This window comes from Shewanella sp. MBTL60-007, from assembly GCF_019654915.1.
Lineage (GTDB): Bacteria > Pseudomonadota > Gammaproteobacteria > Enterobacterales > Shewanellaceae > Shewanella.
Genome location: NZ_BPET01000072.1, coordinates 1 through 25,345, shown reverse-complemented (window position 1 = coordinate 25,345; position 25,345 = coordinate 1). Strand labels below are relative to the sequence as shown.

Annotated in this window: 22 protein-coding genes and 1 rRNA gene; 10 read left to right on the top strand and 13 right to left on the bottom strand. The window is 44.2% G+C overall.

All coding sequences use genetic code 11. The features are described from left to right. Positions 1-125 precede the first annotated feature (125 nt). Both K5Q92_RS21255 and K5Q92_RS21250 read right to left on the bottom strand, forming a co-directional pair. Positions 126-326 (bottom strand): hypothetical protein, encoded by a 201-nt coding sequence (locus tag K5Q92_RS21255; protein WP_220770868.1) that lies wholly within the window; start codon positions 324-326, stop codon positions 126-128. A 28-nt stretch (positions 327-354) separates the two neighbouring features. After that, positions 355-1,257: a hypothetical protein gene (locus K5Q92_RS21250; RefSeq protein WP_220770867.1), complete on the bottom strand. Its 903-nt coding sequence runs from the start codon at positions 1,255-1,257 to the stop codon at positions 355-357. 691 nt (positions 1,258-1,948) lie between these two features. Between K5Q92_RS21250 and K5Q92_RS21245 the strand changes: the two genes are divergently transcribed. The 4 genes from K5Q92_RS21245 (at position 1,949) to K5Q92_RS21230 (ending at position 6,700) form a co-directional block, all read left to right on the top strand. Beyond that, complete coding sequence (locus K5Q92_RS21245; protein ID WP_220770866.1) at positions 1,949-2,215, top strand: DUF4212 domain-containing protein; 267 nt, start codon at positions 1,949-1,951, stop codon at positions 2,213-2,215. A gap of 29 nt (positions 2,216-2,244) precedes the next feature. After that, positions 2,245-3,963, top strand: coding sequence for a sodium:solute symporter family protein (locus tag K5Q92_RS21240; protein ID WP_220770865.1), 1,719 nt, complete (start codon positions 2,245-2,247; stop codon positions 3,961-3,963). A 155-nt stretch (positions 3,964-4,118) separates the two neighbouring features. After that, on the top strand, positions 4,119-5,966 hold the full coding sequence (locus K5Q92_RS21235; RefSeq protein WP_220770864.1) for a DUF294 nucleotidyltransferase-like domain-containing protein: 1,848 nt from the start codon (positions 4,119-4,121) through the stop codon (positions 5,964-5,966). A 56-nt stretch (positions 5,967-6,022) separates the two neighbouring features. Further along, positions 6,023-6,700, top strand: coding sequence for an exonuclease domain-containing protein (locus tag K5Q92_RS21230; RefSeq protein WP_220770863.1), 678 nt, complete (start codon positions 6,023-6,025; stop codon positions 6,698-6,700). A gap of 21 nt (positions 6,701-6,721) precedes the next feature. On the opposite strand, the gene K5Q92_RS21225 is transcribed toward K5Q92_RS21230, so the two are convergent. Further along, positions 6,722-8,461 (bottom strand): ATP-binding protein, encoded by a 1,740-nt coding sequence (locus tag K5Q92_RS21225; RefSeq protein WP_220770862.1) that lies wholly within the window; start codon positions 8,459-8,461, stop codon positions 6,722-6,724. Positions 8,462-8,475: 14 nt separating this feature from the next. Beyond that, positions 8,476-9,012, bottom strand: a complete 537-nt coding sequence (locus K5Q92_RS21220; protein WP_220770861.1) for a heme NO-binding domain-containing protein — start codon at positions 9,010-9,012, stop codon at positions 8,476-8,478. A 257-nt stretch (positions 9,013-9,269) separates the two neighbouring features. Here K5Q92_RS21220 and K5Q92_RS21215 point away from each other — a divergent pair, with 257 nt between their 5' ends. After that, entirely contained in the window at positions 9,270-9,854 is a 585-nt protein-coding gene (locus tag K5Q92_RS21215; protein ID WP_220770860.1) for a lecithin retinol acyltransferase family protein, read from the top strand. Positions 9,855-9,959: 105 nt separating this feature from the next. Here the strand turns inward: K5Q92_RS21215 and K5Q92_RS21210 are convergent, their stop codons facing one another. From K5Q92_RS21210 to K5Q92_RS21190, 5 genes are all read right to left on the bottom strand, one after another. After that, on the bottom strand, positions 9,960-11,024 hold the full coding sequence (locus K5Q92_RS21210; RefSeq protein WP_220770859.1) for a ketoacyl-ACP synthase III: 1,065 nt from the start codon (positions 11,022-11,024) through the stop codon (positions 9,960-9,962). 100 nt (positions 11,025-11,124) lie between these two features. Then, positions 11,125-11,796, bottom strand: coding sequence for a GntR family transcriptional regulator (locus tag K5Q92_RS21205; RefSeq protein ID WP_220770858.1), 672 nt, complete (start codon positions 11,794-11,796; stop codon positions 11,125-11,127). A 107-nt stretch (positions 11,797-11,903) separates the two neighbouring features. After that, positions 11,904-13,469 (bottom strand): aldehyde dehydrogenase (NADP(+)), encoded by a 1,566-nt coding sequence (locus K5Q92_RS21200; protein WP_220770857.1) that lies wholly within the window; start codon positions 13,467-13,469, stop codon positions 11,904-11,906. 42 nt (positions 13,470-13,511) lie between these two features. Then, positions 13,512-14,513, bottom strand: a complete 1,002-nt coding sequence (locus K5Q92_RS21195; RefSeq protein WP_220770856.1) for a 4-hydroxyproline epimerase — start codon at positions 14,511-14,513, stop codon at positions 13,512-13,514. Between the two features lie 131 nt (positions 14,514-14,644). Then, complete coding sequence (locus K5Q92_RS21190; RefSeq protein ID WP_259649663.1) at positions 14,645-14,878, bottom strand: dihydrodipicolinate synthase family protein; 234 nt, start codon at positions 14,876-14,878, stop codon at positions 14,645-14,647. Between the two features lie 177 nt (positions 14,879-15,055). Between K5Q92_RS21190 and K5Q92_RS21185 the strand changes: the two genes are divergently transcribed. Together K5Q92_RS21185 and K5Q92_RS21180 are read left to right on the top strand one after the other, a co-directional pair. Continuing rightward, complete coding sequence (locus K5Q92_RS21185) at positions 15,056-16,096, top strand: proline racemase family protein (protein WP_220770855.1); 1,041 nt, start codon at positions 15,056-15,058, stop codon at positions 16,094-16,096. Positions 16,097-16,128: 32 nt separating this feature from the next. Further along, on the top strand, positions 16,129-17,394 hold the full coding sequence (locus K5Q92_RS21180; RefSeq protein WP_220770854.1) for an FAD-binding oxidoreductase: 1,266 nt from the start codon (positions 16,129-16,131) through the stop codon (positions 17,392-17,394). 130 nt (positions 17,395-17,524) lie between these two features. Here the strand turns inward: K5Q92_RS21180 and K5Q92_RS21175 are convergent, their stop codons facing one another. Beyond that, positions 17,525-18,760: an FAD-dependent oxidoreductase gene (locus K5Q92_RS21175; protein WP_220770853.1), complete on the bottom strand. Its 1,236-nt coding sequence runs from the start codon at positions 18,758-18,760 to the stop codon at positions 17,525-17,527. A 37-nt stretch (positions 18,761-18,797) separates the two neighbouring features. Next, complete coding sequence (locus K5Q92_RS21170; protein ID WP_220770852.1) at positions 18,798-20,327, bottom strand: NAD(P)/FAD-dependent oxidoreductase; 1,530 nt, start codon at positions 20,325-20,327, stop codon at positions 18,798-18,800. A 282-nt stretch (positions 20,328-20,609) separates the two neighbouring features. On the opposite strand from K5Q92_RS21170, the gene K5Q92_RS21165 reads away from it, so the two are divergent. After that, positions 20,610-20,834 carry a hypothetical protein gene (locus tag K5Q92_RS21165; protein ID WP_220770851.1) on the top strand — a complete coding sequence of 75 codons (225 nt, stop codon included), beginning with the start codon at positions 20,610-20,612 and terminating at the stop codon, positions 20,832-20,834. A 124-nt stretch (positions 20,835-20,958) separates the two neighbouring features. On the opposite strand, the gene K5Q92_RS21160 is transcribed toward K5Q92_RS21165, so the two are convergent. Further along, on the bottom strand, positions 20,959-22,191 hold the full coding sequence (locus K5Q92_RS21160) for an APC family permease (protein WP_259649662.1): 1,233 nt from the start codon (positions 22,189-22,191) through the stop codon (positions 20,959-20,961). A gap of 209 nt (positions 22,192-22,400) precedes the next feature. Next, a complete protein-coding gene (locus tag K5Q92_RS21155; protein ID WP_220770849.1) occupies positions 22,401-23,705 on the bottom strand; it encodes an aminopeptidase P N-terminal domain-containing protein in 1,305 nt (434 codons plus the stop codon). 119 nt (positions 23,706-23,824) lie between these two features. Here K5Q92_RS21155 and gmhB point away from each other — a divergent pair, with 119 nt between their 5' ends. Together gmhB and K5Q92_RS21145 are read left to right on the top strand one after the other, a co-directional pair. After that, a complete protein-coding gene (gene gmhB, locus K5Q92_RS21150) occupies positions 23,825-24,424 on the top strand; it encodes a D-glycero-beta-D-manno-heptose 1,7-bisphosphate 7-phosphatase (RefSeq protein ID WP_220770848.1) in 600 nt (199 codons plus the stop codon). An 839-nt stretch (positions 24,425-25,263) separates the two neighbouring features. Then, positions 25,264-25,345, top strand: a 16S ribosomal RNA gene (locus K5Q92_RS21145); the annotation flags it as partial.

Genomic DNA, 25,345 nt, shown 5'->3' with positions numbered 1-25,345 from the left:
AGAGTGTTGATATAAAGAATTTCATTTTTCTAGATGAAAAGCACCAAACATTCCCATGCTCAGTGCTTTATGTAAACTTTTTATTCATTTAAATTTAAGTGAAACCCTTGGTGTAGTATTTATATTCATTTTTCAATATCATTTTTAAGGGTTAAAAGCATGAGATATATAAGGCCTAAAGGTGGGCATACTCCACTTATTGTTCCCAAGGTTGTGGTTATTATTGGCGTGTTTGTTTTTCTTTTGCCGAGATAGTAACTCAATGCTCCGATTATAATCATAAATGGCAATACGGCTATAAAAAACAATGTAGGACTTAATGTCATAATAATTACCTTTTATTTTAATTTAAACTTAAAGAGGATTGCGGCAAAGTGTTTCGGTGCTGGTAGAACAATCTGTTACCGTTATAGTTCCACGAGGTACGATTTTTGTTGAAGCTCCCCTAACTACTAAACCATATGCATTAAATGCTGTTAAAAGCGATTGCCATGAAGTGAGTGACATTCCTGAAACGTCATAACTTTTCTTAAATGGGTTGTCTTTTGTTAAGTCTACCTCTATCCCATTTTCACTTATGACTTTTACGAATTTCATATGGGCAACGCCGTCAGAATCTAGAAAATCAAAAACAGCATAAGCCTCACTGTCATCTGAAAAAGTAAACTTTACGGCTGGTGCATTAAAAGATATGCCTACAGATACGGTTTTAATTATTGCCTCAAAAGCAATTAAGAATTTACTAGCAACTGAGTTGTCAAAGTACGACAAAGAATCGTAGTGGCTTATAACTATTTTTCCATTATTTGGTGTAGCGACAATGTCGAATGCACTAGGTAGTATGTCTTCAGTGATTTCAACAGTTCTCTGTGAAAGCTGTTTCTCAAGATCATTAACGCCTTCTGCTAAATCTGTAAATAAGTTTAGCTCAGAGTTAGTTAAGCTTACTTCGTTAGCCGTTAAAGTATTTTCAAACCAACAGTCTTGAATAAAACCACCTTCGCCATCAGGTTCTCTGCCATTAGGGTCGCATACTGTTTCTCTGTTTTTGTAAACGCGGTATTTTTTGATTTCATAGTTTTCAAAGTTCATTACATTGACGTATATGGTTTCCCTATATATCGCATTTTCTTTAGCAAATTGGACAAATTGCTCCTTAGTTACACAGGTTTTGCATTCGATATGATAGTTATCGATTGCCAATGCAGAAGATGAAAATATAAAAGTAGTAAAAAATAATGTGGATAGTAACTTCATTTGGATTTCCTTTCCTAAATAGAGTTGTTTTATGTCACCATTATTACATGGCAAAATCGACCCTCTCACACTAATAAGAAGATTTCAATATGTAACTACTCATCTTTTCATTGTTGCTAAGCTGTTAATTTTGTTGGTTTTCTTGTTGCGTCCTTGTTTTGGGTTGTTGCTCTTGAGAGTTTTATATTTGCTGATTCAGGTTCTGTATCTGTCATTATAATATGTGGTCTAAGTGTAATTTTTTTGATTGTTATAGATTTCCTCATCTTTAAGGCACTTCTGTCCAGATATTAGTCAACCTAACAACTTCATAGACTAGAAACTACCTGAAAGCCTTAATCAAGGACGCTTTATCTCAATTTCATCGAATAGTTTTTCTCAAATTAATTGACTTAAAAATATCAAGTATTAGTGTCATAAATCTCAAACCAACCGAATTCAGATCTCAAACTTCGCGACGCGCTACACAAATTTCTCGCCTTCTCTATTACGACCTTGGTCTAAGGCTTTGTTTGAAAAACGCTCAAGGTTTACGTTGGCGTCAATTTGTAACTATCTGTTAATTATTGATTTTTGCGTTGCTAGCTTGAAAGTTTCCGTTGGCGTTAGACTAAGGTCTTGATTGTTGTTCCGTCTGTGCTTGTTAGATTAACTCATGACTTAATATAAAAATCAGCACATGGGAGTCACTATGAGTTTTGAAAGCAACGAGAAGGCAGAGGGATATTGGCGCGAGAATTTGCGTCTAGTACTTGGCTTACTAGCCATATGGGCTGCGGTGTCATTTGGCTGCGGCATTTTATTAGTAGATGTGCTCAATGAGATCCATTTCATGGGCTTCAAGTTGGGATTCTGGTTTGCACAACAGGGTTCTATGTATGTGTTTGTGGCGCTTATTTTTGTCTATGTCGCTAAGGCGAACGCATTAGATAAGAAATACGATGTTCACGAAGATTAAGCCCAAGCCATTATATAAGGAATCATGAGATGGATGTACAAACATTAACCTATCTGATTGTTGGGTTTACTTTTGCCCTATATATCGGAATCGCGATCTGGTCTAGAGCTGGGTCTACTAAAGAATTTTATGTTGCGGGTGGCGGTGTGCCTCCTGTGATGAATGGCATGGCAACTGCCGCAGATTGGATGTCAGCGGCTTCATTTATTTCGTTGGCAGGTATCGTTTCTTTCGTCGGTTATGACGGCTCAGTATACCTAATGGGTTGGACGGGCGGTTATGTACTGTTAGCACTGTGTATGGCGCCATACCTACGTAAGTTTGGTAAGTTTACCGTGCCTGACTTTATTGGTGATCGTTACTACTCACAGGCTGCTCGCACCGTAGCCGTTGTATGTGCCATCTTTATCTGTTTCACCTATATCGCTGGGCAGATGCGTGGTGTGGGCGTAGTGTTCTCACGATTCCTTGAGGTGGAAGTTGATACTGGCGTTTATATTGGTATGGCAGTGGTTTTCTTCTATGCCGTGCTTGGTGGCATGAAAGGTATTACCTACACTCAAGTTGCACAGTACTGTGTGCTTATTTTTGCATTCATGGTGCCAGCTATCTTTATCTCAGTGATGATGACGGGTCATATCATTCCACAAATTGGCTTTGGTGCCGAATTAGTCGACGCCGCGGGTAATGGCACGGGGGAATACCTGCTAGATAAACTCGACGGCTTATCGAACGAACTTGGATTTGCCCAGTACACCGAAGGTTCTAAGAGCATGATTGATGTGTTCTTTATTACAGGTGCCTTGATGTTTGGTACTGCGGGTTTACCACATGTTATTGTACGCTTCTTCACTGTTCCTAAGGTGAAAGATGCACGTGTATCTGCTGGTTGGGCATTGGTATTTATTGCCATCATGTACACCACTATTCCAGCACTATCAGCGTTCTCTCGTGTAAACATGATTGAGACCATTAACGGTCCAGAGTCTACAGGTGTAGCTTATGAAACGGCACCTGAGTGGATTAAAAACTGGGAGAAGACCGGTCTAATTTCATGGGATGATAAGAACGACGACGGCAAGATTTACTATGCCAAAGGCGCTGAAAATGAAATGAAAATTGACCGCGATATCATGGTGCTTGCGACTCCTGAGATTGCCAACCTTCCTGCATGGGTGATTGCATTGGTTGCTGCTGGTGGTTTAGCGGCGGCGCTATCAACGTCAGCAGGCCTGCTGTTGGTGATTTCAACCTCAGTGTCTCATGATTTATTGAAGAAAAACTTTATGCCAGATATCTCCGATAAGAAGGAGCTTATGTATGCACGTATTGCTGCAGCGGCGGGTATTGTTATGGCGGGCTACTTCGGTATTAACCCTCCAGGCTTTGTTGCTGCGGTAGTTGCAATTGCATTCGGTCTCGCGGCATCGTCGCTATTCCCGGCAATTATTATGGGGATCTTCTCTAAGACGGTAAACAAAGAAGGTGCAATTGCGGGTATGGTGACTGGTCTGCTATTTAGTGCCGCTTATATTGTTTACTTTAAGTTTGTAAACCCAAGCGCTAACACCGCTGACAACTGGTTATTCGGTATTTCACCTGAGGGTATTGGCCTTATGGGAATGGTTGTTAACTTTGGTGTTGCTTTTGCGGTAAGTAAAGTCACAGCGGCTGTGCCACAAGATGTTGTCGATATGGTTGAATCTATTCGTTTCCCTAAAGGGGCGGGTGGAGCACAAGATCACTAGTGAGTGACGACTGAAACAAATAAGAGCGCTTAGGCGCTCTTTTTTTTGGCAGGAGGAGTCGCGACAAAGCTAACGTATTGACCTTTAGTCGAATAGAGTGAGGCGGTAAAACCACGCTATAGTGCTCTATTATTGTTTGATTATGGGGTGGCTAAATGGATGCCAGTGAACTACAGCCCATCTTGCAGTTTCTGCAGGAAAGAGTGCCGTTTGGGTCTTTAGAGGGGGATGCATTATCTCGCTGTTGTCATGCATTAACTATAGGCTATTACAGCAAGGCTTCAGGTTTTGTCCCGCTCGACCCAGCTAACCCCCAGCTTTATATCGTTCGTAGCGGTGCATTTGAGGTGCGTGATAAAAATGGTGAACTACTCGATAGGTTAGGCGAGGGTGATTACTTCGGTTTTCCTTCGCTTTTATCTGGTGAGGATGCCAGTAACCGCGTAGCCATTTTAGAAGATGGGCTGGTTTATCACCTGCCTCCAGATATGTTTGACTTCTTGCGCCAAGAGAGTCGCGAGTTCGATCGTTTCTTTAACCGAGCTTTTGCTAAGCGGTTGCGGCATCAGGGGCGGTTTAAGGCAAAGGAACTCACAACGACGAGCAGAGTCAGCACCCTTATGTCCCATTCGCCATTGACGATAGATATGAAAGCGAGTGTGGCAGAGGCGAGCCGATTGATGCGCTCATCCAGAGTCTCGTCAGTCTTAGTCATTGACAATAATAAGCTTGTTGGCATTTTAACCGATAAAGATTTGCGTAATCGTGTACTCGCCGAAAATCTCGATGGAAGTTTGCCCGTGCATCAGGCTATGACGACTACGCCAGTGTCGATAGAGTCTAACTCTTTGGTGTTCGAAGCCATGTTGCTAATGAGCGAGCACAATATTCATCATCTGCCAGTGGTTGATAATGGCGTAACAACTGGTGTGGTGACCAGCACAGATATACTGCGGGGCCAGAGCTCTCAACCTTTACTGCTTATTGGCGAGATAGAGCGGCAGCAAGATCTGCAAAGCCTAATTCAAGTGAGTAAGCAGATCCCGCTACTGCTGCAAAACTTGATCAGCGCCGATGCCAGAGCCGAAGAGATTGGTCGAGTGTTAACATCGGTAACCGATGCGTTGACGAGGCGTCTAATCGTACTTAATCAGCAGATCCTCGGTGAGGCCCCTATGGCTTTTTGTTGGTTGGCTTTTGGCTCCCAAGGTCGGCAAGATCAAGCCGCCTGCTCAGATCAAGATAACGGCTTGCTACTCGCCCATGAGCCTGATGAGGCGGCTCAAGGTTACTTTGAAGCCTTGTCGCATGCTGTGTGTAAAGGCTTAGATGACTGCGGCTATATCTACTGTCCTGGCGACATTATGGCGCAAAACCCAAAGTGGCGTATGTCTCTGGATAAATGGAAGCAGGTTTTCGATAAGTGGGTTAATACGCCAGAGCCAAAGGCGTTGATGCATGCCAGTATTTTCTTTGATATGCGCAGCGTTTATGGTCCGCAAACTCTGTTTGATGGGCTGCAAGATGCCGTACTGAGTAACACCAAAGACAATGATATCTTCCTAGCAGGCTTAACCGGCAACTCATTGACAAGCGCGCCACCACTAGGTTTTTTTAGAAAGTTTGTGCTTGAGCGTGACGGCAGCGAAGTTAAAGGGATCGACTTGAAACATAAAGGCAACGCCTTGATTAACGATATCGCACGGGTGTATGCCTTATCTGCAGGAATTAAAGAGGTCAATACTGCCAAGCGTATACGTGCGTTGATGGACCAAAGCATCATCAACCGCAAAGATGCGCTCAACCTTGCCGATGCCCATGAGTTTATTGCTCATATGCGCCTTTCAAATCAAGGCTACCAGTATACTCAGTCTCTGCCAGTGACCAACTATCTTATGCCTCAAAACCTTTCCTCTTTAGTTCGTCACCAATTGCGGGATGCCTTCAAAGTGGTTCACGACGGCCAGGTTGGGCTAAAACTTAAGATGATGCGCAGTTATTAAGCTCGTTGACTGTGCTAAATGGAGTCGGTTGAGGCTGTAAAATTGAGAGAGCTCATTTGAGAAATTTGTATTTAAAGACACGATTGCAGCTTAATGCCTTACTTTGCAAAGATGTGGTTATTAGTGATTATAATCGAGCGTTAGTCCCGCAAATCTCTAAGCCGTTGTCGCAGTTGCCCTTGATGGCAGTGGATCTTGAGATGACAGGCTTAGATCCTCAATTCGATCAGATTTTGAGTATCGGCCTCATTCCAATTCATAACGGTTTACTGCAAGTTGCGAAGTCTCAGCACCTGCTCGTGAGTATCGATGGTAGCGTAGGCGACAGCGCCATTATCCATGGGATCCTTGATAATCAATTAGCAAAAGCGGTGAGCGCCAAGCAGGCCATGGCGTGGTTTTTAGAGCAGACTAAGGGACATGTGCTCGTGGCTCATCATGCGCCGTTAGATCTTTGTTTTTTAAAGGCTGAAATTCAACGTTGTTACGGCCAGACAATACAGTTTGTGGCAATCGATACCATGGCGGTAGAGAAAAAGCGCTTACTCAGGCAGCACGATGTGATTAAGGAGGGTACCTTAAGGCTTGACGCCTGTCGTCGTCGTTATGGCTTACCTGTATACGCAGCCCATAATGCTGCCGTTGATGCGCTTGCTTGCGGCGAACTGCTATTGGCGCAGATGGCAGGGATTGCGGGCAATGATGAGTTGAGTTTGTTCGACTTATTGGGTTAACTCTGTACAGCATTAGTGACTTTATTTGAGCTTTGCCCACCATTCTATCAGGACATTTTTAATCTCTTGTTTCTGGTATGGCTTATTAATAATGCCATTCATGCCGCATAGATAACACTGCTCAGTTTCTATGGAGGTCGTGCTTGCCGTTAAGGCGATAATAGGTTTGTTGTAGCCGCTGTTTCGCAATCGTTTAGTGGCTTCAAATCCATCGACTACAGGCATGCGACAGTCCATAAAAACAACATCAACCTCATGAGAGTCAAGATACTTTATCGCTTCTAGACCGTTATTCACAATGGCTGGCTTGATATTAAATTTTGCTAAGATCATCTCTATTAAGACTTGGTTGACAGGGCTGTCTTCCACAACGAGCACTGTCATTGCATCGATTGCAATATCGACTTCGGTAGTATGGTTTGGCTTTTGGCTGGTGGCTGCAAGCTTTAATGGCAGTCGAATGTTAAATTGTGTCCCTTTGCCAAGTTCAGAGCTTAGCGTCAGCTCACCTTGCATCTCATCGACTAAGTGTTTACAGATTGCTAGCCCAAGGCCGGTTCCCTCGTAAGCGCGATTGCTCGAGTTATTTACTTGAGTAAAAGGGTCAAACAAGGTATCAATTTTTTCGGCAGGGATCCCACACCCCGTATCTGTTACCGAAAAGCAGAATTGGCCATTTTGCCACTTTATATCTACGGTGATTTTCCCTGACTGAGTAAATTTAATGGAGTTGCCGATAAGGTTGACAAATAACTGCTTAATTCTATCGGGATCGCCGAGCAACTTCTCAGGTAGCTCCGTGTGATAGTTAAACGCAAAGCTAAGCCCAAACTCTGCGGCTCTTTGCTTAAAAATATCGTAAATCATGGTACAAACTTGTTTAGGAGAGAAGTCTATTTCCACTATTTGTAGCATTCCCGCATTCATCTTACTCAAATCCAGCAGGTCATTGATGATCACGCGTAACAGCTCACCGGATTGGTGCATGGTGTTTAACAGTTGCCGCTGATGCGGTGTTAAGTGAGTGTCGCTCATTAACTCTGCTGAGCCTAACAGTCCGTTTAACGGTGTTCTAAGTTCATGGTTAATCATGGCAACGAAGTCTCTGGTGGAACGTTCAGAGCTCTCGGCGCGTTGCTTCTCCTCTATGGTTTTCGCGAGTAGCTGTTGGCGTTTATGCGCGGCGCTTATCATTTCACAGAACAGTAGCAGCTGTTTTTCAATTGTATGTTGCCATGAGCGAGGGGCGTCTATGACTAAGGTTAATCCCCCTAAAATGTTAGCTTCGGCATTGATAATAATGTTGAGCTGTTGGTGGTCTTCACTCCAGCAGAGTGCAGAGTCGGCTTTGACTTGAGATTGGAATAACAGTCTGTTACCAGCGTAAAAGGTCTTGGATTTTTTTTCGGATGTGAGTGCATTAAAGCTGATTTTACAGGCTTTAATTTCATCTATGCCAATGAGGTCATCGAGTAGTCTTTGTAGTAATAGATCTGAAATCGGCTTTTGTAAAAACAGCTGGTTGAAATCAAGCAGGATAGACTCTAGATAGCTCTTAAAGTGAAACAGGGCGATATCCTGCTCAGACTTCTCTTTTATATTCATTAAAGAGTCTTCAACAAGCTGTTTAGCCGTATAAAGCTCACGACTTTTTTCTTCGAGCAGTTTTTCGGCCGCTTTTTTAGCGGCCTTTTCTCGCTCAATTTTCCGAGAAAGTAAGTTAACTTTTTCAGCTAATCTATTGAACTCATCATTAGGCATAAATCACACTCAAGCTATTCTAGGCAAGTGATAGTAAACCGAACTTGAGACTCATCGGCAGTAATAGGCTCCATTTCAATATTGATATTTTCACCAAAGTGCTCAGCGCAGCCTTGAATGAGCCCGAGGCACACATGTGACATGCAGCGAGCAGACTGGTAGTCCATAATCAGTTGTGTCTTGCTGGTAGAGATAAAGTCAAAGCTGGGTGGGTTGGCATTAGGGTAGAGCTTTTTCACTTCAACATGAATGTACTCTTCGACACTTTCAATAAAACTAAAGGTGGAGTCAGCCTTACCCTCGAGGCCTGGCAAGCTGTTATATAAGGTATTAAAGACGGATTGACCATAGATCCGTTGTAGCTCTTCAACCGATATTCCAGTTAATTTACTTAAACTGATAATGAGCTTGATTAAATCTTTATGATCATAAGTTCCAACACTGGTGTAGGCCCCGTCATTTTTATTCTCGTCTAACATTTTCTGGCAGACATCAAGCCCGAAAGTATTCTCTACTAGCTCTAGAAACTCTGCAAAGATAATCCCTTTCATTTATTACTCCCTTATAGAACCACTAATATTTAAGGTAGTGTATTAAAAGGGGTTATTCAATGTGTTAGGGCGCATTTTAGTTAGGGTTACGAGGTTTTTATAAGCTAATTTTACTCGCGTAAAATGGGGGAACTCCTAGAATTGCTCATCTGGAGAAAGGGTTCGTTACACTTTAATGCTTCATGGGCTGAAAGGCATTCCCTATATTATCCTATAGTTAGCTTGATTTGAGTTCAGTGGGACAATAGGAAGAACAGATGGCATTTCCGTTAATTTGGTTAGGTGCGGCGGCCGTAGGAGCCGCAATTGTTGCCGAAGAGCGAGAGAAGCAAAAGTCTATTGCGTTAAAGCGTCGGCAAGGAAGAGCAAACACAGAGCATCGCCAGGGACAATCGGCAGAGCTTGCTCCAAGCTTGTGGAAAACGGAGAATAAGATGGTCTTGCCTGAACCTGGTGGCATTGTCTGTTGTTTCGTATTTGGTGTGATTGAGCACACAGGGATCTGGGTAGGCGATAATACGCTGGTGGAGCTTCATGGTAGCGGTTTAGTGCGAGCTGTATCTGTTGAGCGTTTTTTGGCAGGGCGTACAGGAAGTCGGATCTATCAGGCCTGTAATCACCGGCACCAAGCCTTAATTGGCGAGCAAGTGCTTGATAGGGCTAAGCAGTCTATATTTAATTATCGGGAGTATGACTTATTCGATAACAACTGCCACCGCTTTGTCTGGCATTGCTTAAGCGGTGAAGAGGTGGCTTTGTCTAGCTTTAGTAAGCTTAACGATCGAATTGGTAGCCACTTTTCAGCGGCAGTTTACTGGGACGAATTGGATTTACCGTCCTAGCTTTGCATCATAGTCTTGCACCAAAGACTCATAAAAAACACCGAACTGGGTTCGGTGTTTTTTCTATCTACTGACAATGACTATAGCCAATGAGTAAGGATTAGCTTAGCCGCAGAAATGCTTAACTGCTTTAGCGACTAGCTCAATACCTGTCTTATCGCAAGGTGGTAGCTCTGCATCGCTAGTATTGATTGGTGTGACTCTGTCACCCCATTTGATCAATGCCGCAGCAGAAGTTAGGCCTGCGCCAAACGCACAAGACAAAATGGTTTGGTTAGGCTGGATCTTACCTTGCTCTAGGGCATCACAAATTGCAATCGGGATCGTTGCTGCAGAGGTGTTACCGTAGTTAGCAATGTTAACGACCGCTTTTTCTTTCGGGATCTTCATGCGGTTAATAAGCGTATCGATAATACGCTCGTTTGCCTGATGAGGAATAACCCAATCGATCTCATCTTTATCGATGCCGCACTTCTCAACCACTTTTGTGCTGAGTTTACCCATGCCAGCAATCGCGCGCTTGAAGATCTCTTGACCATTAAATTCGATGTAGAAATCCAAAGATGATGCTTCAAATCTGTCCATCGCAGTACCAAAGCCAGCCTTTAAAATATCGCGGCCATCGGGATCGTTATTAAGCTCGTAGCCTAATACACCAATAGCTTCATCAGTGGCTTCAAGTACAACGGCACCAGCACCGTCACCGAATAATACGGCAGTGTCACGGCGAGACCAATCGAGGAAAAATGATAGGCGTTCGGCACCAATCACTAGCACTTTTTTACACTGACCACTTCTGATCTGTGAGCTACCTAGGCCTAGGCCGTATAAAAAACCGCTACATGCAGCATTGATATCGAACGCCGCGCATGTTGCGCCCACTTCAGCTTGTACTGTTGAAGCGATATTTGGAATTAGGGTATCGGGTGTTGCAGTGGCGAGAATAATCATATCTAGCTCGCTACCATCGATCCCAGCGGCGGCCAGTGCACGCTTGGCGGCAACAGAGGCTAGTGCTGACGTATCAACATGGCTGATATGTCTTTGACTAATACCTGTGCGTGGTTTAATCCACTCATCTGAGGTGTCGATAAATGTTGCAAGATCATGGTTTGTTAGGGTGGCAGGCGGAACACACTTTCCCCAACCAGTAATAGTGGCGTACTGCATCTAGGTATTCTCTATAGATTAAAAAGGCAGAACCTTAGCTCTGCCTTATGGGATCTGTATAAGTGAAGCTTAGCAAGGATTATGCTAATCAAACAGTGAGCTAGTCGTCTTGTTGACTAACTAATACGCGAATCGCTTCAGCTGCATGTAAGATATGTGAGCGTAATAATTCAACGGCCTTCTCAATATCTTTCTTCTTACAGTATTCAAGTAGTTCACGATGATCTTGTTGAGCTTTAGGCACACCGCTTGCTAAAAATAGCTGTAAGCGAATATATCGGTCGCAGCTAGTGTTGAGGCCTTGAACAACTTCAAGTGTATGAGGGCGGTTTGCCGCACTATAAAGACAAGTATGGAATTGCGCGTTTAATCCGCTCCAATTTTCGACTTGGTCTTCATCTTGGAAGGCTGTGTCCATCTCTTCAAGAATATGCTCAGCTTGATTAAGGTCTTCTTCACTTAAATTCGGTATTGACTTAGCAAGTAAGTCGCCTTCTATCAGTGCTCGTAATTCAAAAAGTTCGGTGACATGTTCAGCAGATAACAGTGTCGCTGTGGCGCCTTTATGGGCTTCAAATTTAACTAAGCCTTCGGCCTCTAATTGCAGTAAGGCTTCTCTTACTGGAATTCTGCTAACATTTAACTCATCAGCTAAAGCGCTTTGACGTAAAGGTTTGCCAGCGGCAATTTCACCGGAAAGGATTTTTTCCCTAAGCACCTCAACCACAATTTGTGTGCGAGTTTTATGGACGATAGGTGTTGTTCTGCTCATAGTTCCCGATTTTTTTGTTATTTATACAAGTTGATCCGTCCTAGGGTACCGCTTATGTCAATATAATGAAAGGGGAACCGATAGTTCCCCTTCATATTTTGACCGCTTTAGAAAGTCTTTACGCCTGCATTTCCTTCTTGAACACGCGCAGGAAGTAACGCTTGTGGCATATTTTGATAGCAGATTGGACGCTCAAAACGCGCCATTGCAGCTGAGCCAACAGAGGTGGTGCGGCTGTCGGTGCTAGCTGGATATGGGCCACCGTGATTCATTGAGTGACATACCTCAACACCTGTAGGCATCTGATTGAAAATTAAACGGCCTACATTAAACGCTACTGCTTCAATTAGGGTTGTATTTTCAACAAGTTCTGCCTCTAGGCCATGTACCGTCGCTGTTAACTGTCCTTCAAGCTGCTCGGCAATGGATTGCATCTGTGCGCTATCATCACACTCTACCAATACCGCACATGGACCAAACACTTCCTGCTGAATGGCATTGGAAGCGATAAAGTCTGCAGCCGTCACTTTAAGTGCCGTAGGGCGGGTAAAGTGGCTAGCTGGCGAGGACTCTCCTTGAGCGATAAGCTCGATTTTTGGGTCTGCCAGTAGGGCTTCAATCTGGGCTTGGTATGTGTTGGCGATGCCAGCGGTAAGCATGCTTGCAGCGCTTTGAGAGGCGATCTCTTGTGCCAGTGTAGCCTTGTAGCGGTTTAATGCTTCACCTTTGACGGCAACGATAACACCCGGGCTAGTACAAAACTGACCGTGGCCCATTAACATTGACTGTACCTGAGTAGATGCAAGACTTTCAGCTTGTGCTTCTAAGATACTATTTAAGATAAACTGAGGGTTGATTGAACCAAGCTCACCATAAAATGGGATAGGTTCTGCGCGTGCTGCACATAGATCAGATAAGATGCGGCCAACTTTAAGTGAGCCTGTAAAGCCAACCGCTTTTATCGCAGGATCGGTGACTAACGCTGTCGATACTTCAGGCGCGAAACCTTGTACTAGGTTAAATACGCCGTTTGGCATATCACACTTAACAGCAGCGCGCTCGATTGCACGGCTCACCAACTCGCTGGTGGCTGCGTGTGCAGGGTGGCCTTTAACCACAATAGTACAGCCAGCGGCGAGTGCCGATGCTGTGTCGCCGCCAGCAGTTGAGAATGCAAGCGGGAAGTTCGATGCACCAAACACGGCGACGGGGCCTAGTGGCAGTGTTGTTAGTCTGGTATCTGGCTTTGGCAGTGGTTGTCTTTCTGGATTAGCGAGATCCACGTAGCGGCTATCGATAGGGGTTCTTAAGTTGCCAGCAAATAAACGCAGTTGGCCACATGTACGCCCAGTCTCGCCCTGTAGGCGCGCCATAGGTAAACCTGTTTCTAAATGGGCTGTTTCGGTAATTGCGGCAATATCCGTTTGGATTTCATCTGCAATCGCTTCTAAAAATTCGGCGCGACGCGTTGGCGCTAGGCTGCGGTATTGAACAAAAGCCTGTTTAGCTGCAGCTGTTGCACTGGCAACGATACTTTTATCGGCGTTAGCGAAGCGAAACGAGAGTGCTTCGTTTGTCACTGGGTTTGTACTGTTAAAGTCTGTTGACTCGTTCGTCCACGCACCATTGATAAAGTGTTGGCCAGAAATCGCAACTTGATTTGAATCTGTCATGTTTGCTCCTGAGTTTTAAAGCTCAATTAGAAATTTATAGGGTTACACTACTTGGAAGCCGAAGGCATAAGGGTCGCTATCATCTACTGTAATCGCGTTTTTGCCGATGATTCTGGCCCAGCCCTTGATACTTGGCATAATCGCTCTATGCTCACCAACTGTGGTTTCAGCTTCGATGCGGCCGACAAACTGGCTGCCGATAATGCTTTCATGGGTGTATTCATCGCCAACACTGAGTAAGCCTTTGGTAAATAACTGGGCAAGACGAGCGCTGGTGCCTGTGCCGCAAGGAGAGCGGTCGATGGCTTTATCGCCATAGAAAACGGCGTTGGCGCCATCGGAACCATCGCTGATGGTGTCCCCAGTCCAAAGTACATGGCTGATGCCACTAACTGTAGGATCATCTGGGTGAACACAAGTGAGTTGCTGCTGGGCGACTTCGCGAACAATTGGACTCCACTTTAGGATGTCTCCTGCGCTCCAGTGACGAAGTCCGGGAAAGTTCTCTTGCGGATCGACAATAACGTAATAGTTACCACCATAGGACACATCGACTTTTAATGTTCCCAGTCCTGGAATATCAAGAATTTTATCGCGATGTGCGAGGTAAGCCGCGACATTATAAATTTTGACCCAATCAACTTTCTGACCCGTCTGCTGATAATCGATGGTAATTTGTCCTGCAGGAACGTCGATGATGAGGCGACCTGGGGTCTTTGCGGTCAACAGACCCGACTCAATGGCCGCAGTAATTGTACCTATGGTACCGTGACCACACATAGGCAAACAGCCACTGGTTTCGATAAATAGGATTGAGGCGTCGGCGTTGTCAGAGCAAGGGGGATAAAGGAAGGCGCCTGACATCATGTCGTGGCCACGAGGCTCAAACATTAATGCTTTGCGGATCCAGTCGTACTCATTTAGGAAATGTTGGCGCTTCTCACTCATGGTTTCGCCAAGCAGGTGAGGGTGGCCGCTAGTGACCAATCTAACCGGATTGCCACAGGTGTGGGCATCAACACAAAAAAATGTGCCTTTCAGCATGTAAAACACTCCATTGTTATCCTGATCTACGTTAGCCGCTAATTTTAGTTAAGCCGCCAACGTATTTGGAGATCAGACTTTTTATTAATCGTTGTTATATTTTGTCTAGCTCAATTCGAGTTTCTAGTGCATCAGCAATGACTTAATCGGCTATTTACGGTTTTTACTGTGTGCTTGATGAATTCGTGCTTTTCTTCAGTGGTTAAAGACTCATTTTCACCGACCGTGCCTAAAGCAATGATTCCGTTAATACCATCTCTTAATAGGTCTTCTAACATACGAACATTTGCTTCGCAGTTAATTGAAGCATCTTCACTAAACTGTGTTGAGATTGCTGGAAAAACACCTTGCCAATTCACTTTCATATTAACTCACTGTTACTGCTGTGTAGCGTTTGGAGTTAGATGTCTATTGGTATATTGTATACTCACATGTTTAAATTGAAACTCTTTTGTTTAGAGAATGTATCTAAATAAATACTACTAAAACCACAAGAATTATTGTATACAGTATCCAAATATTAACTCTGGAGCAATGAAAATATGCAGTCGATCACAATAACCCCTAATTTATCGAGCAGTTTCAAGGATTTTGTCACCATTGATGCTCACACAGAAGGGGAGCCGTTAAGAATAATTATTTCAGGATATCCAGAGATCAAAGGCTCGACCATATTAGAAAAGCGTCAATATGTGCAGCAAAACCTCGATACATACAGAAAACTGCTGATGCATGAGCCAAGGGGGCATGCGGATATGTATGGTGCGCTTATCACAGAACCTGTCACTGCTGATGCAGATTTTGGCGTACTGTTTTTACATAACGAAGGTTATAGCAGTATGTGTGGCCATGGTATTTTGGCTTTAGTTAAGGTGATGTGCCAAACAGGAACGATCGATTTAGGTCAAGAGTCCCGTATCATCAAAATCGATGCTCCCGCTGGCTTGATCACGGCCAAGGCCTACCGTGATCCGCAGGGGAACATTCATGCAAGTTTCAAAAATGTGGACTCTTGGGCGGAAGCTCTCGATTGTAGCGTGACTGTCGAGGGCTTTGGTCTGGTGAACTATGATATCGGTTTTGGCGGCGCCTATTACGCCTATGTCGATGCCGATGCACATGGCATTAGTTGTGGGCAAGATAATGTCGCGCAGCTGATTGATATTGGACGTAGGATCAAACATGCGGTAATGGCGACTCACCCATTAGTGCATCCCCTTGAGGAAGACTTAAGTTTTCTGTATGGCACTATTTTTACCTCTAAAAAAGTGACAAATCCTGAAGCTCACTCTCGTCATGTGTGTATTTTTGCCGATGGTGAGGTGGATCGTTCACCAACGGGAACAGGTGTCGCTGGCAGAGTGGCTCTTTTACATGCCAAGGGCGAGGTTGAGTTAAACACGCCACTGATGATAGAAAGTATTGTCGATGGCAGAATGATTGTTAGTGCCTCGGCTGTGTCGGAGTTTCATGGGAAACAGACGGTGATCCCCGAGGTTTCGGGTCGCTCCTATATAACAGGCAAGCATCAGTTCTTTATCGATCCCGATGATGTGTTTCAAGATGGGTTTATGTTGCGTTAATTGGGTAAAAAGAGTTGAGTGGAGAAAATATAATGAGCACGAATACCCATCCAGGCACCTTGACCGTAGTTGGAGCTGGTATCGTCGGTTTAGCTGCGGCGATAGAGCTACAGCGCGCAGGCTTTGACGTAACCATTGTCGATAAAGAAGGCGTAGGAGCAGGAGCGTCAAAGGGCAATGCTGGTCATTTTGCCACCGAGCAAGTGTTTCCTTTAGCGGATCCCGCCATGTTACCAAAGCTGCCAGGTATGTTGATGGATCCGCTAGGGCCGTTTCGTATTCAACCTAGGTACTTTTTTAAGGCGTTACCTTGGTTTATGCGCTTCTTACACAATATGTTGCCTTCACGTAGAAGCCATAATAGTCGAGCGATTAAAGCCCTTAACCAAGATTCAATCGCAGCGATGAAGTCTTTAGCTGAGTTTTGTAATTGTAAAGAGCTGCTGACTTTGAACGGCAGCTTGCTGGTGTTTGAAGGCACGCCAGAGCCAGAAGTGCATAAAGAGTATCGTGCTTATGCTGATGCTGGGGTAGAAGTTCAGTTATTGAGTGCTGATGAAGTCAGAGCGTTAGAACCTTCGTTAAGTACAAATATCACTAATGCTTTGTACTTTACTCATGTGGGCCATACTGAAGATCCCTATCGTTTATGTTTGGCGCTAGAAGCCAAATTTAAACAGTTGGGAGGCAAGGTTGTTACCGAAGAGTTAGTGAAGATTAATAGCTCCAATACAGATTCGAATATCAGGTTAGAAACAAATGCCAGTAGCTATACTACCGAACGTTTGATTATTGCCTCTGGTGCTTGGTCGAAGCCTTTTGCAAAGCAGTTAGGCTATTCGGTGCCGTTAGAAACAGAGCGAGGCTATCATTTGATGATGCCGCAGCGAAGTCGCTTGTCTCGACCCGTCGCGTCCTATAACCGCAAGTTCATCATCACCCCAATGCTGGAGGGGACACGATTAGCGGGCACCGTTGAGTTCGGTGGGCTAAAGGCGCCTTTAGTTGAGGCGAGGGCGGATTGTTTGTTTCCTCATGCTAAAGCACTTCTACCTGAGCTATTTGCTGATGCATCCGTTGAGGACGGTGAGCGTTGGATGGGCTTTAGGCCTTCAATGCCAGATAGCCTGCCTGTATTGGGACGAAGTCAAAAACAATCTAACGTATTTTTCTCATTTGGTCATCAGCATCTAGGGCTCACTTGGTCAGCGATTACTGCTAAGTTACTCACGCAAGAGGTGTTAGGTAAACAGGCTGATATTGATTTAAGCCCCTATCGAATTGATAGATTTAGTTAGATTTAGTTTAGCTTTTAAAATATCAGTGCAAAGCTATCAACCAGCTCAAGTATGAGTAAATAAAAACCATCGACTTAGGTCGGTGGTTTTTATTTGATGGGAGCTTTTATTGATAATTGAGTCGTGTCAGTTAGTGGATTGTACTTTCTAACTTTCTAACTAGTTCAGCCACTTTCTTGGCCGACAACACTGCACCCTCGTGTAGACCGTCATAGAGATAGGCACCAACATGGTAGGTGTGGTTATCGCCATTAGTGTCGATAATGTTGCGGCGATATTGAAACGCATCGACGCTATAGAACGGCGTGTGGTGCTCAAATGTTTGCAGGATATTTTGTTCTGCGATCAAGCTATCAATGTTGTAGGCCAAGCTGTATTGTGACTTTGGCGGTAGATTACAGATCCGGGTTAAGCACGCGTTGTAGCCCCATCCTGCTTGGGTCTGAAAGAAATCAAACTCCGATGGTTGGCTTATACCAAAGCGGGGGTAAATTAGCGGATCTCGATGCAGTACTGTTTTGGCAAAATTAGCCTTCCAGGGGGAGAAGCACTTTACTTCTGAAACCGATGGCGCCGATATTAAGCGCAATACCTGATCTGGTGGAACGGCTAAAACGAGTTTGTCGAAATGCTCACTGCTACCATCGGCAAATTGCAGTGTGACGCCGCTATCGGATCGGAACACTGCTTTTATATTCGCATTAAGAATGACCTTGCCCTTTAAGCAACGCTCTATTTTTTCTATATAGCTGTAGACCCCGCCATCTACTCGTTTCCAGTCAGCCCAAAAATAGCGCCGGAAAATATTAAAGGCTAACTCTGCAGGCACCTTGGTGATGGTTTTGTAGGGGATTGAGAAGCAATACATAGTAAATAGCTTTAACCAAGTGTTCTTCACCTGATGTTTGCTGACGTAATCCGCAAAAGGCTTATCTCTAAGAGATGATGAGGGCTTGAGATAGAGCTGCAGCAATAACCAATTTGCAGAGAGATAAACATAAGTGAGTTTGAAAAACTCAACGATAAGTGCCAAGCCTTTTATATTGCCCGTTATCACCGAGGGGGAAAGAAAACGTTTCTTATTGCGCTTAAAGAGTGCTGACCCAACGTCCAGAGGTTCGAGATTGACGTTGAGTTCATCCATCAGGGATATGAAATGTTTAAAGTTACTGGAAAACTCAACGACACCGCCTTCTAGAGTGATATCTTGCGGGAGGTTGGGGATTTTTATGTTTTTGTTTACCGTGCGTATGTGGCCGCCTAGCATGGCTTGTTTCTCAAATACGTTCACAGTGTGGCCCTGTTTACTCAGGTAGTAGGCGGTTATCATGCCACTAGCGCCGCCTCCGATGATCGCAAACTTCATCCCGTCCTCCCCATGATTTTTTGCAAAGCCAATTAACTCAAAGGATGCGCTCACCGCTGAGGTGCTGATACAGCTTAGCTCCTGTCCAAAATGTGCCTGCAAAACCTGCATATCCAGATGATGCGTTACAGAAGTAAAACCCTTTTAAAGAGCTATTATGATTTAATCGCCATAGGTTGAAATTGCTTGGCGTCATTGCTGAGCCGTATGAGTTGCCTTCTGGACACCAGCAGAAGTCTTCATTTGTGGTTGGGCTACCCGTGCTCTTATAGGATAGGTAGTCCTTGAAGTTTGGCACGTAATGCTCCTCAACCGTACTGACTATCGAGTTGAATATCGCTCGTTTTTTCTGTCTATAGGCTCTAGGATCACGTGCCTTTAAGTCTTTAAAGTATTGATAATCGGCAACGGTGACAAACTCGATAATCTGATATCCCTCGGGCCTATCCGATGTGTCTTGCGTTAAAAAGTCAGGAGTGGACATAGCGAAACTAGGAGCAGAGTAATCATGATTATGATACATGGCGTCAAAGGCTTGATTAAGGTCAAGGTGACTGGTGTGGAAAATGTTCCACTTACCAAAGCCGTAGTCCGCTAAATTAATGTCTTTAACTGAGCAGTAGGCCATAAAGTTAGATGCAGAATAGTCATAGTTAAGTTGGCTTCTTAGCTTTAAAGAGAACTTCTCTATGCCGATGAGATGGGCGGCTTTTTTTGGATCCATATTACAGATGGTGCATTTTGCCGAGTAACGTATGGTTTCATTAGTCGTTAGATCTGTGGCTTCTACAGCCACAACGCGATTATCTTCTAGAATGAATTTGTCTACTTGGGTTTGGTACAGGATCTTACCGCCATTATCTTTTATGGTGTCGACTAATGAGTTGATCACATGCTCAAAATGATGAGTAGGATAATAGGCTCCTCTCTGATACCCGGTAAAAAGCAATACCCAAGCGCAAAATGACAACTGATTTGGTGGAAGTAGAAAATCGGGCCACTGAAGTGCGAGTAGAGTTTGCGCCTCCAATGGCAGCTTATGTTTGTCAAATACCTGCTGCAGAGTAAATCTGATGTTTCTATATGCAGTTGCGGCTTTTTCTAGATTTTTGAAGATATTTTTAAAGCGTTCGTCACCGGATAGCACGGTTAGCCCATCGGCTGTTCGTTTTACCTCATCAAAAAAGGCACGGCATTGCTTGGTATGCCTAGGAAACAGGGACTCTAGGCGGGTGAGCAGTAATTCTGAATCATAGGGAATATCGAGTTGATACCCAGGCATGCGCATATGATCGAAACCTTGTGGGTCGAATGACTCGAATGTGACCTTTTTATCGAGTTGTAGCTTCTTGAGAACTTGATTGACCGTTTCTCCTTCACCACAATTCCATACATAGTGAAGCTGGGCATTAAATTTGTAGTGCTTGCCCATAGGAAAGGTGTGCCCAAAACCACCGGGATATTGATGTGCCTCTAGGAGCAGCACTTTACGGCCCGATTTTGCACTCAGAGCGGCGAACACTAATGCGGATATACCACTACCGACAATTAAGTAGTCAGTATCCATTATCGACTCCATCTAGCTGGTGGGTAAGGCTCGCAATTTTAGCTTATTGGGCTGATTAAACCCGATTCCTTTTGATTGTAGTTTGCGAGGTGATAACCAGCAAATGAGAGCCCATTTTTAAGGGAGACTTATGCTGCACCAAGGCCGAGGTAGTGGTCAGATTGTTAGCCAGTATGAAAAATGGACGGTGGGATAGGCTATTGATAGATTAACGTCACTTTAGTTGGTTTACTCTACAATGATTATTGACTCAGTTTTTAGCTTAAGAGTAAAAGGATTAGCATGGACAAACTTACAATGGATAGCGCTCAAGAAGTGCTGCTTAAAATTACAAAGATAGTCGAAACAGAATGCAGTCAGGATGCCAGTGCCTTGTTAGATGATGGTTTTGTTTTGCTGGCAGTGAATACCAATGTGTTTGAAGATAGTGAGAATCGGTTTGTCTATGCTTTAGGATTCCCTAACCCAATTGATGAACTCAGCGATTGGGCTAAGTCCAACTTTTAGACACTATCCCTTAATGAAGAGTTCAAAGGGAGAAGGTTATAGGGAAAAGCCTTTGCCTAGATGCAGTGTTGAGAATGTGAGACAGAAGTCATGCTTCACCAATTTCGTCTGTATTAGCTTCATATTAATTGAAAAGGTAGTTAAAAATTTGCACCCCAAGTAGGAAAAGGCACAGCAAAGCGCCAGTAATCGGCCAGCCATTTCGTTTTTCTACCTTATCTCCAATCTTGTCTTTTGCCTTACTGTTTAGCTCCTCTTCAGCCGTTTGGCGCTGGACACGCCAAAGTGACAGATTAACTAAAGCGAAAATAATCAGAATAATAAAGCTGGTGGTTTTGGCCAGAGTGACAAGGGGTAGCCAAAGTGCGAAAAAACAAACAATTGCGGTAATGATGATGGTGGCGATGATCGGTGTCTTTGTCTTGCTGTTTACCTTAGCTAAAAAAGCTGGCGCGCGTTCTTGGTGAGCCATGCCATATAGTACTCGTGCAGCCATGATAATTTGTACCAATATGCCGTTCAGAATGGCAAATAGGCTGATGACACTGATTAAGGTTCCCGCCATGGGATGGTGTGGGATAAGAATATCTTTAAGTGGCGCATCTGAGGCGGATAATTGATTTAATGGAAGAGAGAAAACCGCGACTAATGCCACCATCACATAGAGTAAGCTGGCGCTGATAAATGCCAATATGATTCCCCTTGGCATGGTTTTGCTTGGAGACTTAACTTCTTCAACAATGTTGACCATATCTTCGAAACCGATAAAAGCATAGAAAGCGAGAAATGCGCCGCTGAATACTCCGCCGAGTAAGAGTGTACTTTCAGGTATAAAAGCTTGTTGCAGATCTAAGGACGAGGGCAGCGCGCTGCCTGCAATGGTAATGACCAGTAATAGTCCGAATACTTCTATGACGGTTAACACGGCCGCGAGCCAGAGTGATTCGGCAATTCCCCATATCGCGATAAGCCCGAGTAACAGCAGCATGACAGATATGCTGATGTGCCGTGGGATCTCGATGAAGTGAGATAAATAGCCGACGAAACCATTTATGAGTGTTGCTGATGACACTATGCCAGTAAACACCACTAGGTAACCAACAATGATGCCGTAATAACGACGGTGGAACCCCTGCTCTACATAACAGGCTTCGCCAGCACTTTGAGGAAAGCGAGATACCAGCTCACAGTAACTTAGCGCCGTGACATAGGCGATAATAGCAGCAACAATAAAGGAGAGCGGGGCGAGCATTCCGGCAAAGGCAGCCACTTTACCCACTAATACGTAGATCCCAGCACCGAGCATGGTACCCAATCCATAAAGCGTGAGCAGAGGTAAGCCTATTTTACGTGCCAAGGGGCTATCTATGGTTGAAATAGGAGCGTGTGCTTCGGAAGCTGATTTGTGAGTTTGCATGGGAACGGTATTCGCTGGTCACAACTACTTCTTTTAGTGTAGTACATTGAGCTAGCAGAAATACTTGATATGGGAATAACCGTTCTAACAGCATATTTAGTAGAGATAAGGCCAATATACACTTATCTCTAGTTTGTATGGCGGGAGTGTTAAGCTGCCATCCAGTCTTCAATCTCTTGTATTGTTCTAGGCACATCGACTGACAGGTTCTCAAAGCCCGACTCAGTGACTAAGATATCATCTTCGATACGGATCCCCATGCCACGATAAGCTTCAGGAATGTCGAGTGCATCTTTTGGAAAATAGATCCCCGGCTCGATGGTGAACACCATGCCAACTTCTAGTGTACGCCAGTTACCGTCTTGGTCATGGTATGGGCCTACATCATGAACATCCATGCCTAGCCAGTGGCCAGTTTTATGAACAGTAAAGCGTTTATAGCTTTCTGTAGCCATGATTTCATCAATGCTTCCGCTTAACAATCCAAGCTCCTTAAGCCCCTCGGCCATCACCTGCATGCAGGTTTCGTAAAGCGTGTTCCATGGTGCCCCAGGACGTACTTTTGCTATGGCCTGATCGAGAGCATTGAGCACTAATTGGTAGATGGCTTTTTGTTCCGACGAGAATCGACCATTAACAGGGTAACTTCGGGTAATATCAGCAGCGTAATGTTCAAATTCGCCACCCGCATCGATTAGCAGCATCTGTCCATTGGATAATTCGCAACAATTCTCTTCATAATGTAAGCAGCAGGCGTTGTTACCGCCAGCAACGATGCTGGGGTAGGCAACGTCATTGCAGCCAAACTTTGCGATAGTGAAGTCAAATAGTGAAGAGAGCTCTCTCTCATTGACGTTGGGTTTACACGCTTGCATCACGGCTTTATGCCCTGCGGTAGACGCCGCCACCGCGGCGCGTACTTTTTCGATCTCCTCAACGGATTTTACGACTCGCATACCATGCAGTACTTCGGCTAACGGCTTAATTGAGGTGAATTGCTTAGGTGTGTCAAATGAGCAGTGATGCCTTTGATAATTTACCCAGCCAATAAGCTGCGACGAAAAGCGGCCCAATTCATCATTGATATAGAGAGTGTCAATATCTTGTAGCAGAGGTAACAGCGTATCTTCGAATTCGGCAACGGTATAGGCTTTATCTGCACCGTGTTTCTCAATGGCACCTTCGATGCCTGCTCGTGCGCCAAAGCTGACCTCTTGAGTGGGGTCTTTTGGTCGACAAAATAAGATGTATTGGTTTACATCCCCTTTAATCAGTAATGCAACAGCATCGGGCTCATCGAAACCCGTTAAATAGAGAAAGTCATTATCTTGTCTAAAATGGTATTTGATATTTTTGCTACGTACTTTCTGTTGGTAGCCTGAAATGACGGCTAAACTGTTATTTGGTAACTGCGCAAACAGCTCATCGCGTCTTTGTTGGTAGAGATCAGACATCTTATTATTCCCACTGCGGCTATTTTTAACGGTTAATATTGACCGAATGATTAATGTATATTTTATCCATTACACGATATTCGATGCTTTATAGCAAGTTCACGGTGCAATTTGTTGTAATGAATGAAATAATAATAGCCATTGCATATAAGAGAGAATGTATTGTGAATCGAGCGGTATTTTTAGACAGAGATGGCGTTATCAATCTAGACCACGGTTATGTACACCAGGTTGACGATTTTGAATATATAGACGGTGTGTTTGATGCATGTGCGGCCCTTAAAGATATGGGTTATATGCTTGCCGTTGTGACTAATCAGTCTGGCATTGCTCGAGGAATGTATAGTGAAGATCAGTTTCATTCGTTAACTGAGTGGATGGATTGGAACTTTGTCGATAAAGGTGTTGAACTTGATGGCATATATTACTGCCCACATCATGCAGAAAAAGGCATTGGCGAATACAAAGTCGATTGTGACTGTCGTAAACCAAAACCAGGCATGCTTAATTCGGCAGCTAAGTTCTTAAAAATTGATCTTTCTAAATCGGTCATGGTGGGCGATAAGCGTGACGACATGTTAGCGGCTCAGGCGGCGGGCGTACCTATACGCATTCTTGTCAGAACGGGTAAGTCTGTTACCGATGACGCGATTGCTGCGGCAACCGTCGTATTAGATTCGATTGCTGATGTGCCGGCTTATCTTGCGAGTCAGGCCTAGCCTCTCACTAAGTGAGAGTAAAGACTGACTCTTACTTATAGTTTTACTTATATATGTACGAGTCAATCGGATAAAAATGCCCCATCAGTAGGGGCATTTTTGTTTTAAGGTATTTTAGCTCAATCTCTAAGAGCTTCACTTTGGAGCGGAGTTATTCTAAAGAGCCGCTAGCTGATGACCTGTATCTTTATCAAGTCTGGCTATTAAAGCGGCTGGTGTGCTGTTTAAAACAGCGTATCGTGCAAAGGATGTTCATTTGATTCGAATATTCTAATTTTATTTATTAAGCCCCTTGCGCTCGTCTTAAATCTCCCTATAATGCGCATCCACTGACACGGCACAGCAGGCCAACTAGACTAATGTTTAGAGATTAGAAATAGTCGTAAACGCTAGATAGAACGGGACTTGCAGCTAAATCAGCATCTCTTTATATCTTTATGAAAAAGAATAGAGGTGAGAGTTTAACTTCTCCGGAAACTAAACTCTGGTGACAACCGCTTTAAGAGCTTCGGGTAGCGACTTCTGATTAAGAAATCACCGCTTGAAAAACTTCTTAAAATAAACGCTTGACGCCAACAACGGGAAGTGTAGAATACGCAGCCCTAGCCACTTGAAGCGGTTCGTAAGAACGCCAAGTAGGCAACGCTCTTTAACAATATGACAAGCAAATCTGTGTGGACACTCACAGGTGTTGAGTTAATCGAAATTACATCTTAGATGTAATCAAAATTTTCTCGATGAACCACTGAGTGACCATAGCAATATGTAAACTTCATTAGCCTTAAGGTTGATGAAAAACAGTATAATTCATTGAGCAGGTCTTCGGACCATCAAAACTTTAATTGAAGAGTTTGATCATGGCTCAGATTGAACGCTGGCGGCAGGCCTAACACATGCAAGTCGAGCGGTAACACAAGGGAG

Excerpts from the sequence above, each read along its gene's own strand:
- K5Q92_RS21255 (WP_220770868.1), bottom strand. The coding sequence starts at position 326 with ATGACATTAAGTCCTACATTGTTTTTTATAGCCGTATTGCCATTTATG.
- K5Q92_RS21250 (WP_220770867.1), bottom strand. The coding sequence starts at position 1,257 with ATGAAGTTACTATCCACATTATTTTTTACTACTTTTATATTTTCATCT.
- K5Q92_RS21245 (WP_220770866.1), top strand. The coding sequence starts at position 1,949 with ATGAGTTTTGAAAGCAACGAGAAGGCAGAGGGATATTGGCGCGAGAAT.
- K5Q92_RS21240 (WP_220770865.1), top strand. The coding sequence starts at position 2,245 with ATGGATGTACAAACATTAACCTATCTGATTGTTGGGTTTACTTTTGCC.
- K5Q92_RS21235 (WP_220770864.1), top strand. The coding sequence starts at position 4,119 with ATGGATGCCAGTGAACTACAGCCCATCTTGCAGTTTCTGCAGGAAAGA.
- K5Q92_RS21225 (WP_220770862.1), bottom strand. The coding sequence starts at position 8,461 with ATGCCTAATGATGAGTTCAATAGATTAGCTGAAAAAGTTAACTTACTT.
- K5Q92_RS21220 (WP_220770861.1), bottom strand. The coding sequence starts at position 9,012 with ATGAAAGGGATTATCTTTGCAGAGTTTCTAGAGCTAGTAGAGAATACT.
- K5Q92_RS21215 (WP_220770860.1), top strand. The coding sequence starts at position 9,270 with ATGGCATTTCCGTTAATTTGGTTAGGTGCGGCGGCCGTAGGAGCCGCA.
- K5Q92_RS21210 (WP_220770859.1), bottom strand. The coding sequence starts at position 11,024 with ATGCAGTACGCCACTATTACTGGTTGGGGAAAGTGTGTTCCGCCTGCC.
- K5Q92_RS21205 (WP_220770858.1), bottom strand. The coding sequence starts at position 11,796 with ATGAGCAGAACAACACCTATCGTCCATAAAACTCGCACACAAATTGTG.
- K5Q92_RS21200 (WP_220770857.1), bottom strand. The coding sequence starts at position 13,469 with ATGACAGATTCAAATCAAGTTGCGATTTCTGGCCAACACTTTATCAAT.
- K5Q92_RS21195 (WP_220770856.1), bottom strand. The coding sequence starts at position 14,513 with ATGCTGAAAGGCACATTTTTTTGTGTTGATGCCCACACCTGTGGCAAT.
- K5Q92_RS21190 (WP_259649663.1), bottom strand. The coding sequence starts at position 14,878 with ATGAAAGTGAATTGGCAAGGTGTTTTTCCAGCAATCTCAACACAGTTT.
- K5Q92_RS21185 (WP_220770855.1), top strand. The coding sequence starts at position 15,056 with ATGCAGTCGATCACAATAACCCCTAATTTATCGAGCAGTTTCAAGGAT.
- K5Q92_RS21180 (WP_220770854.1), top strand. The coding sequence starts at position 16,129 with ATGAGCACGAATACCCATCCAGGCACCTTGACCGTAGTTGGAGCTGGT.
- K5Q92_RS21175 (WP_220770853.1), bottom strand. The coding sequence starts at position 18,760 with ATGAAGTTTGCGATCATCGGAGGCGGCGCTAGTGGCATGATAACCGCC.
- K5Q92_RS21170 (WP_220770852.1), bottom strand. The coding sequence starts at position 20,327 with ATGGATACTGACTACTTAATTGTCGGTAGTGGTATATCCGCATTAGTG.
- K5Q92_RS21165 (WP_220770851.1), top strand. The coding sequence starts at position 20,610 with ATGGACAAACTTACAATGGATAGCGCTCAAGAAGTGCTGCTTAAAATT.
- K5Q92_RS21155 (WP_220770849.1), bottom strand. The coding sequence starts at position 23,705 with ATGTCTGATCTCTACCAACAAAGACGCGATGAGCTGTTTGCGCAGTTA.
- gmhB (WP_220770848.1), top strand. The coding sequence starts at position 23,825 with ATGAATGAAATAATAATAGCCATTGCATATAAGAGAGAATGTATTGTG.